Genomic DNA, 13235 nt, shown 5'->3' with positions numbered 1-13235 from the left:
GGACAATTGCCGTTTTATGCCATTTTTCCATCTTTCGAAGCAACGACTTTAAAAACCGTTAGTTTGAGTTGTGGCTTTCCCAATCAATTGTTCCCATCAGACCCAGTTGCTGCAATGAGTTCCAACCGGTGTATCGCTTGGACTCTGGCGCCCACATGACCGGGTGATCCGTGATGCCGTCATAGTAGTCTGCAAACTGTTCGGGATCGTGAAAGTGTTGCCGACGCTCTTTCTCGATCTTTGATTTTTCCACAACTTCGGGCAGGAATTTGGTGTGTAACAAGACACCAGATGGTGCTGTGCCGCCGGGCCCTCCGTAACTGGCGTTCAGATGTCGTGGCAATGCGGAATGGCACGAATTCACATAGGCGTAGCGCCGCGACCACCGGACCAACGGGATTTTGTTAAGCGTCGGGGATCGGCGTGGGGCGTCGGCAAAGAACATACGCTCGCGCGCGCCGCCCTGCACCCAAAGGTTGCCGAGCGGGCTTTGCCGTTGTGTCCGGTAAGGCGCGGCATCAAACCAACTCACCACCTCGGTCGGGTCGGTTTCAGGATCGTAGCCTTGTTCCCCCAACGGGCCTTTGGGATAAAGATCCAGCATCAGCGCGCCAAACGCTACACGTCCCTGATCATCTAACCATTTCGTCAGGTCCGGTAGGGGCCGGGTGTCATGATCGGGGTAAATCAACAACTCATCCGCATCGACCATCAGAGTCCAGTGGTGGTGCCCATAGCGCATTTGCAACCAAGTCAGCCAATCCAACCCATAGCGCGACGTGCGATAGCTGCCCCGGGTCTGCCACAGTGACACGTCCGGCTGTTCCTTGAGAAAGGGCGCCGAGCCATCGTCGCTGTCGTTGTCGACGATCAGAAAGTGATCAACCCCCAATGCGCGATAATGGCGCAGGAACCAGGGCAGGCGGGTGATTTCATTGCGCAGCGTGGTGAAGGCCAGGATACCACCGGGTTTAATGTTCGCCGTGCGGTCGCTCAGACTGGACAATAGATGGCGGCTGCGAAAGGACCGCCACAACAACCGCTGTCGTTTTAGCCGCAACTTGTACATTTGCACCCATGAGATGGGCGGAAGCGTATCTTCCCCTGTACCAGTCACAATAAGCTCATTTTTCGTAGTGACCGTTCTGATGCCAGCGCCACGCATCGGCAATCATCGTCTCTAATGTGGACCTTTTGGGCGACCATCCAAGTTCCTCGCCAGCGCGCACAGAACCAGAGACCAACTTTGTGCAGTCCCCAGCCCGGCGCGGTCCGATTGCATAAGGCACGTCGCGGTTGGTGACGGCGTTGGAGTGGCTGATCACCTCCATCACCGAAAACCCCGATCCGGTGCCCAGGTTGAAGACGCGGCTGTCTTTGCCTTGTTCCAACCAGTTCAATCCCAAAACGTGGGCATCGACCAGATCGCAAACATGCACATAATCGCGGATGCAGGTGCCGTCTGGTGTTTCGTAGTCCGTCCCAAAAACGGTCAGCCCGTCGCGCTTGCCGTCGATGGCGTCCAGCATCAGCGGCACAAGGTGGGTTTCCGGGCGGTGGAACTCGCCCACCTCGCCATCGGGATCGGCACCGGCCACGTTGAAATACCGGAAGATCACGTGGTTCAGCCCGTGCGCGGCCTCGAAATCGCGCAGGATATCTTCGATGGCACGTTTTGAGGCGCCGTATGCGTTCAGCGGCAGTTGCGGCGTGTCTTCGTCCAGCACCACATTGTCATGCTCGCCATAGGTGGCGCAGGTGGACGAGAATACAAAGTTCTCACATCCGGCGGCCACCGTGGCTTCGATCAAATTCAGCGAACCGGTCACGTTGTTGGACCAGTATTTGCCGGGCTCGGACATGGCCTCACCCACTTGGCTGAGGGCAGCAAAGTGCATTACGGCCACGGGTTCGTATTTGGCGAACACCTCATCCAGTCGAGCACGATCCAGCAGATCGCCCTGTTCGAACGGACCAAACTTCACCGCGTCCTGCCAGCCGGTAACGAGATTGTCGAAGGTCACAGGCGTGTAACCGGCTTGAGAAAGCGCCTTACAGGCATGAGATCCAATGTACCCGGCACCGCCAGTGACAAGAATATTTTTCATGATCGTTCCAAATTGCGGTGCCACGCCCGGTTAGACGCCGTCTTGCAAGGGGTTAAGGTGAAAATGGGTCAATCTAACCCCATAGCGGCCATCATCTCTTCGAGTTTCGGCACATCTTGTGGGTTGTTCAATTCCCAGAATTGGCGGCCCTTCGCCTCCACCTCAACGCACAGAACCTTGCGACCATTTTCCATGAAGCGCAGCTGTTCCAGCCCTTCCAATTGCTCCAAAGGTCCCACTGGCCAGGTTGGATAGGCTGACAGCGCATCGGGGCGATAGGCGTAGACGCCGACATGGTGAAACACCGGTGTCGGTTCGGGGCCAGCAAAAGTTTCGGCAGTAAAAGGCACGACTTCTTTCGAGAAATACATTGCGCTGTGATCGGTGGCAAATACGGCTGTTGTGCCGCCGACCCGTCCGTTTTTACGATCATTCAGCAGGCTGTTCAAAGCATCTCCGTCACAACGCAGAACTGGCGTTGCGACCCCGGCATCAGGCGCGGCGCGCAGACCGGCGATCAGGTCTTCGACAAACCAATGTGGTGTCAGTGGTGCATCCCCTTGCAGGTTCACCACGATCTCGTAGCCCGCACCCAGCGCAGTATGGGCCTCGGCGCAGCGCTCGGTGCCGTTACCGCAGGTCTCGGATGTCATTACCACCTCGGCCCCGAACCGCTCGGCCACGTCGCGGATTCGGTCGTCATCGGTGGCGACAACCACCTTGTCCACACCTGACACAGAACAGGCGGCGCGCCACGATCGTTCGATCAGGGTCATCGCGTTGCCGCTTGCCCCGGTCAGCGGAACCAGCGGCTTGCCAGGGTAGCGGGTCGAGGCATAGCGGGCGGGGATGGCAATCAATACGGACATCAGGCCTCCTTCAGGTCAACGCCCGGAGCGTAGGCGATAAAGAACGGGTTTGCATAGCCGTCCTTGCCGTAGGTCAATGACGAGTGGTCATCGAAACGAACAACCTTGCCGCCCGCACCCGCCAAAACGGCGTGACCGGCGGCTGTGTCCCACTCCATCGTGCGCCCGACGCGGGGATAGAGGTCCGCTTCCCCTGTTGCGACCAGACAGAATTTCAGGGACGAGCCCGCGCTTTTGCTGTCCTTGACCTGATATTTGTTGATGTAATCTTCGGTCGCCTGATCGCGGTGTGATTTTGACGCGACGATCAAAAGTGCCGAATTGTTTGGTTCAGACACCGAAATCGGGGTTACGTCACCGGCCTGTGCCTTGTTCAGCGCGCCGGTTTCTTCAACCGATTGACCGTCTGCTTGCGTGTAGAACATGCGCCCCTTGGCCGGTGCATACACAACGCCCCGAGTTGGCACTCCGTTTTCGACCAATGCGATGTTCACCGTGAAATCACCGCGCCGGTTGATGAATTCCTTGGTGCCGTCCAGCGGATCGACGATCAGGAATGTGTCGCCTTTTACGGAATGTGATGCGGCCTGTTCTTCGGTCACCAGCAGAATATCCGGGAACGCGGCGCGCAAGCCTGCCGATATCAGGGCATCGGCTGCCTCGTCCGCTTCGGTCACGGGGCTGGCGTCGGATTTGACTTTGACGTCGAAATCATCCGCCTCGTAGATCCGCATGATCGTGTCCCCGGCTTCCAGCGCCAGACGTCTGATTACGGGAATAAGGGCGTCGTAGGTCACAAAAATGCTCCGTTGCTGTAGTTTGTTGATCGAAATCCTTGTGGGCCTTATGATGCGGCGGTTACGGAACGGCAAGAATTTCGTGGCAGTTTGCAGGCAGTTCAGCGGGAAAGAGTGTACTGAGTGTTTTATTTTAAGCGAAAACAGACGCTTTTGGGCAGCGCTTTCACGACCGCTGAGCTTATCTATCATGCGGTTGTGCACGGGATACGATCAAAACACGCGAATGCCGTGATCGCGATCATCATCAATATCGTGCAAATTCTCGCACTTGTGACCGTTTTTTATCTGATCTTGTCGATGTTGGGCACACGAGTGGCCAAGATCCGGGGTAACTTTATCCTGTTTCTCTTATCAGGTGTCTTTCTGTTCCTGACTCACATCAAAGCCGTCTCGACCGTCGCTGGCGTGGCTACAGGAAACAACCCGATGATGCTGCACTCTCCGATGAATATGATGGTCGCGTTGTTGGCGACCGCCTTCGGATCGCTTTATACGCAATTGGTTTCGATCCTTGTGATCCTCTTCGCCTACAGCGTCATAATTGAGCCGCTGGAGATCCAAGAGCCCGGCGGCGCGTTCTATATGCTGATCCTGGCCTGGTTTACGGGATGTGCGGTGGGTGTTGTTTTCATGGCGCTCAAACCGTGGTTCCCCGGGACTGCTGATATTCTCAGAAACTTGTACCGACGCATGAACATGATTTTTTCGGGCAAAATGGTTGTAGGGAATGCGCTGGGTGGCTTCTTGCTGAGTTTCTTTGCCTGGAACCCGTTGTTTCACATAATTGACCAATGCCGTGGCTTTGTCTTTCGTAACTACTATCCACGTAACTCCAGTTGGGAATACGCGCTTTGGGTTGGGTTGGCCTTGCTGACAATTGGATTGCTGGGGATTTTTTACACCCGCCAGCATGTGTCGGCCAGTTGGGGGGCGCGCCGCTAACTCGCCACCCGTAGGGTCAGGTTGATCCGCCCGCCTTTGGGCAACAGCTTGGATGATCCGAAACGGATGCGGTCTACCCCGTGATAGGTCAGACGGGCGGGGCCGCCCATGACCACAACGTCGCCGGAGTTCAGCCAGATCGACTCGGTCTTGCCGCCCCGGCTTTCGTTTCCGATGCGGAAAAGGGCGTCGTCGCCCAGGGATATCGACAAGACGGGCCAAGAAAAATCGGCCTCGTCCTTGTCTTGATGCAGCCCCATGCGCGCACCTTCGCCGTAATAGTTGATCAGACAGCAATCCGGATCGCGTTGGATGCTGGCAAGCTTGCGCCAGATGCCCAGTATCGTATCAGGAATGTCGGGCCACACCATTCCTTTAGGGTGCCGCGCCTGATATCGGTAGCCCCCTTTGTCAGTGACCCAACCAAACGCTCCGGCTGAGGTCATGCGCACCGACATTTCCTTGCCCGAGGGCGTAACCGGCCGGAACAGCGGCGCCGATTTCAGAATCGGGCGCAACGCCTCAATCAGTTGCGTTTGTGCCGCAACGTCCAGATAGGATTTTCTGATGTCAAATCCGCGCAAGAGCAGCCGCGCCATTGAAGATTCCCCAATCCTTGCCAAAACCTTGCCAAAAAGGCCGCAGATTCCCGAAAACCTGCCTTTTACACCGCTTGCAGGCCTCTGATCTCGCCCTTATATACGCCGGGACGCGCGATGGTGTAGTGCTGTTGCGCAAACCAGATCGGGACCGGATGCCATAACGGGTCCGGACCTCGAGACATCGCCTTGAAGAGAAAGGGATTGAACATATGGGAAAAGTAATCGGTATTGACCTCGGCACCACCAACTCGTGTGTGGCCATCATGGACGGCTCTCAGCCAAAGGTCATTGAAAACGCAGAAGGGGCGCGGACCACGCCCTCGATCGTCGCCTTCACCGAAGATGAGCGTCTGGTCGGTCAGCCTGCAAAACGTCAGGCGGTCACCAACCCCGACAACACGATCTTTGGCGTCAAGCGTCTGATCGGTCGTCGCGTGGATGATGCAGAAGTCCAGAAGGACAAGAAAATGGTGCCGTACGCCATCGTGGATGGCGGCAACGGTGACGCGTGGGTGGAAGCCCGCGGTGAAAAATACTCTCCAAGCCAGATTTCGGCCTTCACTCTGGGCAAGATGAAGGAAACCGCAGAAAGCTATCTGGGTGAAGAAGTTACGCAGGCGGTCATCACCGTTCCCGCGTATTTCAATGACGCTCAGCGTCAGGCCACCAAAGATGCAGGCAAAATCGCCGGTCTAGAAGTGCTGCGGATCATCAACGAACCGACAGCGGCTGCGCTGGCCTATGGTCTGGACAAAGAAGAAACCCAAACCATCGCGGTCTATGACCTTGGTGGTGGTACGTTCGACGTGACCATTCTGGAAATCGACGACGGGCTGTTCGAAGTCAAATCGACCAATGGCGACACCTTCCTGGGTGGTGAAGACTTTGACATGCGCATCGTCAACTACCTGGCGGATGAGTTCAAAAAGGAACACGGTGTCGATCTGTCCAGCGACAAGATGGCCCTGCAGCGTCTGAAAGAAGCCGCGGAAAAAGCCAAGATCGAACTGTCCTCGACCTCGCAGACTGAGATCAACCAGCCGTTCATCTCGATGGGCGCCAACGGTCAGCCGCTGCACATGGTCATGAAACTGACCCGTGCCAAGCTGGAATCGCTGGTCGGCGATCTGATCAAGAAATCGATGAAACCCTGTCAGGCCGCATTGAAAGACGCAGGTCTGTCGGCGGGCGACATTGATGAGGTTGTTCTGGTCGGTGGTATGACCCGCATGCCGAAGGTGATCGAAGAGGTCACCAAATTCTTCGGTAAAGAACCGCACAAGGGTGTGAACCCGGACGAAGTTGTTGCCATGGGTGCCGCCATTCAGGCCGGCGTTCTGCAAGGCGACGTCAAAGACGTGGTTCTGCTGGACGTAACCCCGCTTTCGCTGGGTATCGAGACGTTGGGTGGCGTGTTCACTCGTCTTATCGACCGTAACACCACGATCCCGACGAAAAAGTCTCAGGTCTTCTCGACCGCCGAGGACAACCAGAACGCTGTGACCATCCGCTGTTTCCAGGGTGAGCGCGAAATGGCTGCGGATAACAAGATCCTGGGTCAGTTCAACCTTGAAGATATCCCGCCCGCACCGCGCGGCATGCCTCAGATCGAGGTGACTTTTGACATCGACGCCAACGGCATTGTCTCGGTTTCGGCCAAGGACAAAGGTACCGGCAAAGAGCAGAAGATCACCATCCAGGCATCGGGTGGTCTGTCGGACGAAGATATCGACAAGATGGTCAAGGACGCCGAAGAGAACGCCGAGGCGGACAAGGAACGCCGCGAGCTGATCGAGGCGAAGAACCAGGCGGAAAGCCTCATCCACTCGACCGAGAAGTCGATGGAAGAGCATGCCGACAAGGTCGACCCGACCACCATCGAAGCCATCGAGCTGGCGATTGTCGCGCTGAAGGACGAGCTGGAAACCGAGAATGCCGACAAGATCAAGTCAGGCATTCAGAACGTGACCGAAGCCGCCATGAAGCTGGGCGAAGCCATCTACAAGGCGCAGTCTGAAGAGACCGAGGATGAGCCAGCGGCGGCGGATGCCGCTCCGGCTGGTGAAGACGATATCGTCGATGCCGAATTCGAAGATCTTGACGACGAAAAGCGTAAGTAACGGGAAACCGGGCCAATTCGGGCCGGTCCGGTCACCGGGCCGGCCCGATTACGTTGCGGCAGAAGGAAATACTGATGTCAAAACGCGACTACTATGATGTGCTCGGCGTGTCCAAGGGCGCATCAGCGGACGAGATCAAGAAGGGCTTTCGCACGAAAGCCAAGGAATTGCATCCCGACCGCAACAAGGACAACCCGGATTCCGAGGCTCAGTTCAAAGAAGCGAACGAAGCTTACGACGTCTTGCGCGATGCCGAAAAAAAGGCCGCGTATGACCGTTTTGGTCATGCCGCGTTTGAAAACGGTATGGGCGGCGGTGGCCGTCCCGGCGGCGGATTTGGCGGACAGGGCGATTTCTCCAGTGCCTTCTCGGACGTGTTCGATGACCTGTTCGGCGATTTTATGGGTGGTCAGCGCGGTGCTACCGGGGGTGGTCGACGGGCCGCGCGCGGGTCAGACCTGCGTTACAACCTGCGTGTAAGCTTGGAAGAAGCATTCTCTGGCCTGCAAAAGACGATCAACGTGCCTGCTGCCGTGGCCTGCTCGGCCTGTGACGGCTCGGGTGCGGAAGGCGGGGTTGAGCCCACAACCTGCCCGACCTGTTCGGGCATGGGAAAAGTGCGGGCGCAACAGGGCTTTTTCACAGTTGAACGGTCGTGTCCGACTTGTTCGGGTCTGGGTCAAATTATCAAGAACCCCTGTAAATCATGCGGCGGCGCCGGGCGCGTCGAAAAAGAACGCGCGCTGTCGGTCAACATTCCAGCTGGTGTCGAAACCGGCACACGCATCCGTCTTGCGGGCGAAGGTGAGGCCGGGATGCGCGGTGGTCCTCCGGGCGACCTGTATATTTTTGTCGAAGTTTCGGACCACAAGCTGTTCGAGCGCGACAGCGTAAACCTGTATTGCCGCGTTCCGGTCAGCATGGCTAAGGCAGCGCTGGGCGGTTCGATCGAAGTGCCCACCATCGACGGTGGCCGTGGTCGCGTGCAAATTCCGGCTGGCAGTCAGTCAGGACGTCAGATGCGCTTGCGCAGCAAAGGCATGCCCGCCCTTCGCGGCGGTGGCGTTGGCGATATGTTCATCGAACTGGCCGTCGAAACCCCGGTCAATCTGACCAGCCGTCAAAAAGAGCTTCTGCGTGAGTTCGACGATCTGGGCGAAGATAACCATCCGGAATCAAAAAGCTTTTTCTCGTCAGTCAAGTCATTTTGGGACGGTATGAAGGGCTGAACCTGCACACCTGAACATCAAACAGAAGCCGGTCCGTTGAGGCCGGCTTTTGCATTTCATAAGGCCAGTTTGACCGTAATCTGCATCAAAATTGGCCCTTGATTCCCCCGCCATCCCCTGAGAGTGTCGCCCCAACCGTTGGGGTGCCCTGTTTGGGGGCTGAGAGGCGTGAATGCGCTAACCCATCGAACCTGATCCGGGCAATACCGGCGTAGGGAACGGTCTTATAGTGCTTAGACGTTTTCCATGCCCGTTGCCCATTTTGAACCGGAGCAACGACATGGCACCCATTGCCTTAACAATCGCAGGATCTGACAGCGGCGGAGGGGCCGGAATTCAGGCAGACCTCAAGGCCATGTCGGCGCTTGGCGTCTATGGTGCCAGTGTGATTACCGCAGTGACGGCGCAGAATACTCGCGCAGTTACGGCGGTGCATGGCATCCCTGTGGACGTCATTGCAGCCCAGATCGAGGCTGTTCTGACCGACCTCGATGTTGGCGCGATCAAGATTGGAATGCTGGCGACCCCTCAGATCATCCAATGTGTCTCAGACAGTATCGCCGAGTTTGACGGGCCGGTAGTTTTGGATCCGGTCATGATTGCGAAATCCGGCGATGCGTTGTTGGCAGAAGAGGCGGTGCAAACCCTGCGCGACGTATTGTTGCCACGCGCGACCGTGTTAACGCCAAACCTGCCCGAAGCAGCCTGTCTGCTGGGCTCTGAGTCTGCGGGCAGCCTCGAACAGATGATCGCACAAGGGCAAGATCTGTGTGCACTTGGCGCTGGTGCGGTTCTGATGAAGGGCGGTCACGGCAAGAGTGACATCTGCCATGACATATTGATCTCACATTCGGGCGTGATTGCTCAGTTTCAAGCGCCGCGCCGACAGACCCGCAACACCCACGGAACCGGATGCACCCTGTCCTCATCCATAGCGGCCGGGTTGGCTAAGGGCCTTTCGCTGCCCCAGGCCGTAGCGCAAGCACATGACTATCTGCAGGGCGCCATCGCTCAGGCCGATGCTTTAAACATCGGGCAAGGTCACGGACCTGTTCATCACTTCCATCAGGTTTGGCCCGCGTGACCGTCTGGTCGATCATAGGCGCAGGTGTGGCCGGGTTGGCCGTCGCGTCCGAACTTGTCGCGCGCGGGGCCAAGGTTCAGGTGTTTGATCCCGGCGGTGCACCGGGGCCGCATGGTTGCTCCTGGTGGGCGGGCGGAATGTTGGCACCTTGGTGCGAGTATGAAAACGCCGAGGAACCTGTCCTGCGTCTGGGGCAATTGGCAATCGACTGGTGGGCCAAGCGTACTCAGGTCCACAGGCGTGGCACACTGGTTGTTGCTAACCCAAGGGACCTGCCGGATCTACGTCGCTTTGCCCGCAGGACTGAGGGATTTTCCGAAGTTGATGCCGACGAAATAACTGCATTAGAGCCTGATTTATACGGTTTCGGAAAGGGTCTCTACTTTGATGCCGAGGCCTATTTGAACCCGCGTCAAGCCTTGTTGGATCTGTCACACCAGCTTCAGGATCACGGTGTTGAATTCCATCATGCGCGCGCTCCGACGGGATTGGACAACGCTATTGATTGCCGAGGTCTGCACGCGCGCGAAAACCTGCAGGACTTGCGCGGCGTAAAGGGTGAGATGCTGGTGATCCGGTGCCCAGACGTGACACTGACCCGGCCTATACGACTGCTTCATCCACGCGTGCCGCTGTATATCGTTCCACGCGGCGACGGCGTCTACATGCTGGGCGCAACAATGATCGAATCCGAGGACAGCAGCCGAATTACCGCACGCTCGATGCTTGAGTTGCTGAGCGCAGCCTACGCCCTGAACCCCGCCTTTGGCGAGGCTGAAGTGTTGGAAATCGGCGTCGATCTGCGTCCCGCTTTCCCCGACAACCTGCCGCGTATTCGGCGACTGGGACCGACAATCTACGCCAACGGCCTCTACCGCCACGGCTACCTGCTGGCCCCTGCACTGGCAAAGGGCGTGGCTGACCTGGCGTTGGACAACAAACATTCGGAGATGGTTGATGAAGATTGTACTTAATGGCGAAAAGCGCGAGGTGCAGGCCGAAACTCTTGCCGATCTTTTGCAGGAATGTGGGTTTTCGGGCCGGGTGGCGACGGCTGTGAACGAGGGTTTTGTGCCCTCAAGCCTGCGCAAAGCTCGCAATATCAAGGATGGCGATCGGATCGAAGTCGTCGCCCCGATGCAGGGGGGCTGAGCGATGAAGACCTTCTACGGCACATCACTGCCGAACCCGTTGATGCTGGGCACCGCGCAATATCCAAGCCCCGCAATCTTGGAAGAGGCATTTCGGGACAGCGGGGCCGGGGTGGCCACCGTATCTTTGCGACGCGAAGCAGGCGCAGGACAAACCTTCTGGCAGATGGTCCGCGATCTGAGCGTTCTTGTCCTGCCCAACACAGCAGGTTGCCATACGGTGAAAGAAGCTGTGACCACCGCTCATATGGCGCGAGAGGTGTTTGACACCAAATGGATCAAGCTGGAACTGATCGGGCATACCGACAGCCTGCAGCCCGACGTGTTCCAATTGGTCGAGGCCGCGCGCATTCTGAGCGAAGACGGGTTCGAGGTTTTTCCGTACACCACGGACGACCTGATCGTGGGTGAGCGCCTTTTGGCGGCAGGGTGTGAAGTTCTGATGCCTTGGGGGGCCCCGATTGGTTCGGGCCGCGGTCTGAACAACGAATACGCCCTGCGCGCAATGCGCGCTGAGTTTCCCGAAATACCACTGGTGATTGACGCTGGTATCGGCCTGCCCAGCCACGCCGCACATGCGATGGAGCTTGGGTATGATGCCGTTCTGCTGAACACCGCGGTGGCACGGGCCGGCGATCCCGCCGCAATGGCCAAGGCGATGAAGCTGGCCATCGAGGCCGGGCGATTGGCCTATCAGGCCGACCCGATCGAAGCGCGCGATATGGCCGAACCCTCGACCCCTGTTATTGGAAAGGCGTTTTTGTCATGAACCTCGACCGGTTTTATCCAATCTTCGACCATTCCGACTGGCTGCGCCGGATGCTGCCCTTGGGCGTGAAACTGGTGCAGTTGCGGATCAAGGATCAACCGGACACGGTGGTACGCGAACAGATCGCGGTTTCGCGGGATCTGTGCCGTGCGCATGGGGCTGTTCTGGTGGTGAATGACCATTGGCAGGTTGCCATTGAGGCGGGCTGCGACTGGATTCATTTGGGACAAGAGGATCTGGATGACGCAGATCTAAAGGCAATCCGACGCGCAGGGCTGAAACTGGGTGTCTCGACCCATGACGATGACGAGCTTGAGCGTGTTTTGGCCATGAACCCCGACTATGTCGCGCTTGGTCCCGTCTACCCGACGATCCTGAAAAAGATGAAATGGGAACAACAGGGCCTGCCGCGTGTCACTGAATGGAAAGCGCGCGTGGGGGAAGTCCCTTTGGTCGGTATTGGCGGGATGAGTGTCGAGCGCGTGCCGGGTGTGTTGCAGGCCGGGGCGGACATTGTCTCAGTCGTGACAGACATCACCTTGAATGCAGACCCAGAAGCCCGCGTACGTGCGTGGATCGAGGTCACCACATGAGCCGCTACGCCCGTCAGATGATCCTGCCGGAGGTCGGCGCGCGTGGACAGGCCCGCCTGTCCGGCGCGCGGGTTCTTGTGGTGGGGGCCGGGGGGCTGGCAGCACCGGTTTTGCCTCTGCTGGCTGGTGCAGGGGTCGGACATTTGACCATCGTAGACCCCGATGAAGTCGCCCTGTCGAACCTCCATCGCCAGACCTTGTTTGCCGAAGGGGACTGTGGCCGCCCCAAAGCCGAAGTCGCGGCAGAGCGTTGTCAGGCCTTAAACTCTGAAATTACGATCTCTACGAATAATCAAGCTCTAACTAATTCAAATTCGCAACGTTTTGTCTCACAAGCCGACGTCATTCTCGATTGCGCGGACAGTTATGCCGCAAGCTATACGCTGTCGGATACGTGTCACGCGCTGGGCAAACCGTTGATAAGTGCCTCGGTCCTGGGGTTGTCTGGTTATGTCGGCGGTTTTTGCGGCGGTGCCCCAACTTTGCGGGCGGTTTTTCCCGACGCGCCGGGCAGCGGTGAAAGCTGTGCCACTGCTGGTGTGTTGGGTCCGGTCGTCGGAATGATTGGCGCAATGCAGGCGCAAATGGCGCTGAGCGCTATTCTTGGGCTGGACCCTTCGCCATTGGGGCAGATGGTTCAGTTCGATGCTCGCACGATGCGAAACAGCACGTTCCGCTTTGACGACGCGCCCGAGCCCAACCATCACTTCCCGTTTGTGTCGGTCTGCCAATTGACCACCGATGATCTGATCATCGAGTTGCGCAGCTCGGATGAGGCCCCTGAACCCATTCATCCCAAAGCGCTCCGCGGGTCTTCTGAATTGGTAAAACCAGAGCCTAACAAAAACAAAAGGCTGGCACTGTGCTGCGCCACTGGTCTGCGTGCGTGGCGTACTGCCGAAAAATTGCAACCGGATTGGCCGGGCGAGATCGTTCTCGTCGCGGCCTCAACCTCGTGAACGAAAAGG

Annotated in this window: 14 protein-coding genes and 1 riboswitch; of the genes, 9 read left to right on the top strand and 5 right to left on the bottom strand. The window is 57.7% G+C overall.

What is annotated here, in order from left to right:
• Positions 1–58: 58 nt before the first annotated feature.
• From AC2FJE_RS05765 to cysQ, 4 genes are all read right to left on the bottom strand, one after another.
• The gene (locus AC2FJE_RS05765) at positions 59–1117 is read right to left on the bottom strand and encodes a glycosyltransferase family 2 protein (RefSeq protein ID WP_496760752.1); all 1059 of its coding nucleotides are present in this window, start codon (positions 1115–1117) and stop codon (positions 59–61) included.
• Between the two features lie 7 nt (positions 1118–1124).
• Entirely contained in the window at positions 1125–2108 is a 984-nt protein-coding gene (gene galE / locus AC2FJE_RS05760; protein WP_496755489.1) for a UDP-glucose 4-epimerase GalE, read from the bottom strand.
• 68 nt (positions 2109–2176) lie between these two features.
• On the bottom strand, positions 2177–2977 hold the full coding sequence (locus AC2FJE_RS05755; protein WP_472722525.1) for a 3-deoxy-manno-octulosonate cytidylyltransferase: 801 nt from the start codon (positions 2975–2977) through the stop codon (positions 2177–2179).
• Positions 2977–3774, bottom strand: a complete 798-nt coding sequence (cysQ, locus tag AC2FJE_RS05750) for a 3'(2'),5'-bisphosphate nucleotidase CysQ (protein WP_496755488.1) — start codon at positions 3772–3774, stop codon at positions 2977–2979. Before cysQ ends, AC2FJE_RS05755 begins: the two co-directional genes overlap by 1 nt.
• Positions 3775–3897: 123 nt before the next feature.
• Here cysQ and AC2FJE_RS05745 point away from each other — a divergent pair, with 123 nt between their 5' ends.
• Positions 3898–4719, top strand: coding sequence for an ABC transporter permease (locus AC2FJE_RS05745; RefSeq protein WP_282170611.1), 822 nt, complete (start codon positions 3898–3900; stop codon positions 4717–4719).
• Here AC2FJE_RS05745 and AC2FJE_RS05740 read toward each other — a convergent pair.
• Positions 4716–5318, bottom strand: a complete 603-nt coding sequence (locus tag AC2FJE_RS05740) for an alpha-ketoglutarate-dependent dioxygenase AlkB family protein (protein WP_496760751.1) — start codon at positions 5316–5318, stop codon at positions 4716–4718. The two genes, AC2FJE_RS05745 and AC2FJE_RS05740, sit on opposite strands and share 4 nt — an antisense overlap.
• Before the next feature lie 212 nt (positions 5319–5530).
• On the opposite strand from AC2FJE_RS05740, the gene dnaK reads away from it, so the two are divergent.
• The 8 genes from dnaK (at position 5531) to AC2FJE_RS05700 (ending at position 13226) form a co-directional block, all read left to right on the top strand.
• Positions 5531–7441 carry a molecular chaperone DnaK gene (dnaK, locus tag AC2FJE_RS05735; protein ID WP_058275103.1) on the top strand — a complete coding sequence of 637 codons (1911 nt, stop codon included), beginning with the start codon at positions 5531–5533 and terminating at the stop codon, positions 7439–7441.
• A 74-nt stretch (positions 7442–7515) separates the two neighbouring features.
• Complete coding sequence (gene dnaJ / locus AC2FJE_RS05730; protein ID WP_282119766.1) at positions 7516–8670, top strand: molecular chaperone DnaJ; 1155 nt, start codon at positions 7516–7518, stop codon at positions 8668–8670.
• Between the two features lie 129 nt (positions 8671–8799).
• Positions 8800–8905, top strand: a riboswitch (TPP riboswitch).
• A 45-nt stretch (positions 8906–8950) separates the two neighbouring features.
• A complete protein-coding gene (gene thiD, locus AC2FJE_RS05725; RefSeq protein ID WP_496755486.1) occupies positions 8951–9754 on the top strand; it encodes a bifunctional hydroxymethylpyrimidine kinase/phosphomethylpyrimidine kinase in 804 nt (267 codons plus the stop codon).
• Positions 9751–10728 (top strand): FAD-dependent oxidoreductase, encoded by a 978-nt coding sequence (locus AC2FJE_RS05720; RefSeq protein WP_496755485.1) that lies wholly within the window; start codon positions 9751–9753, stop codon positions 10726–10728. The genes thiD and AC2FJE_RS05720 overlap by 4 nt, the downstream gene beginning before the upstream one ends.
• Positions 10712–10906, top strand: coding sequence for a sulfur carrier protein ThiS (thiS, locus tag AC2FJE_RS05715; protein WP_282119763.1), 195 nt, complete (start codon positions 10712–10714; stop codon positions 10904–10906). Before AC2FJE_RS05720 ends, thiS begins: the two co-directional genes overlap by 17 nt.
• 3 nt (positions 10907–10909) lie before the next feature.
• Complete coding sequence (locus AC2FJE_RS05710; RefSeq protein WP_282119762.1) at positions 10910–11674, top strand: thiazole synthase; 765 nt, start codon at positions 10910–10912, stop codon at positions 11672–11674.
• Complete coding sequence (locus AC2FJE_RS05705) at positions 11671–12267, top strand: thiamine phosphate synthase (RefSeq protein WP_496760750.1); 597 nt, start codon at positions 11671–11673, stop codon at positions 12265–12267. The genes AC2FJE_RS05710 and AC2FJE_RS05705 overlap by 4 nt, the downstream gene beginning before the upstream one ends.
• The gene (locus AC2FJE_RS05700) at positions 12264–13226 is read left to right on the top strand and encodes a HesA/MoeB/ThiF family protein (RefSeq protein ID WP_496760749.1); all 963 of its coding nucleotides are present in this window, start codon (positions 12264–12266) and stop codon (positions 13224–13226) included. The genes AC2FJE_RS05705 and AC2FJE_RS05700 overlap by 4 nt, the downstream gene beginning before the upstream one ends.
• Positions 13227–13235 lie beyond the last annotated feature (9 nt).

It is taken from the genome of Ruegeria sp. CDSC002, from assembly GCF_059610905.1.
Note: the sequence above shows the minus strand (reverse complement) of the source record. Positions and strands in the feature narration are given on the sequence as shown.

Excerpts from the sequence above, each read along its gene's own strand:
- galE (WP_496755489.1), bottom strand. The coding sequence starts at position 2,108 with ATGAAAAATATTCTTGTCACTGGCGGTGCCGGGTACATTGGATCTCAT.
- AC2FJE_RS05755 (WP_472722525.1), bottom strand. The coding sequence starts at position 2,977 with ATGTCCGTATTGATTGCCATCCCCGCCCGCTATGCCTCGACCCGCTAC.
- AC2FJE_RS05740 (WP_496760751.1), bottom strand. The coding sequence starts at position 5,318 with ATGGCGCGGCTGCTCTTGCGCGGATTTGACATCAGAAAATCCTATCTG.
- dnaK (WP_058275103.1), top strand. The coding sequence starts at position 5,531 with ATGGGAAAAGTAATCGGTATTGACCTCGGCACCACCAACTCGTGTGTG.
- dnaJ (WP_282119766.1), top strand. The coding sequence starts at position 7,516 with ATGTCAAAACGCGACTACTATGATGTGCTCGGCGTGTCCAAGGGCGCA.
- thiD (WP_496755486.1), top strand. The coding sequence starts at position 8,951 with ATGGCACCCATTGCCTTAACAATCGCAGGATCTGACAGCGGCGGAGGG.
- thiS (WP_282119763.1), top strand. The coding sequence starts at position 10,712 with ATGAAGATTGTACTTAATGGCGAAAAGCGCGAGGTGCAGGCCGAAACT.
- AC2FJE_RS05710 (WP_282119762.1), top strand. The coding sequence starts at position 10,910 with ATGAAGACCTTCTACGGCACATCACTGCCGAACCCGTTGATGCTGGGC.
- AC2FJE_RS05705 (WP_496760750.1), top strand. The coding sequence starts at position 11,671 with ATGAACCTCGACCGGTTTTATCCAATCTTCGACCATTCCGACTGGCTG.
- AC2FJE_RS05700 (WP_496760749.1), top strand. The coding sequence starts at position 12,264 with ATGAGCCGCTACGCCCGTCAGATGATCCTGCCGGAGGTCGGCGCGCGT.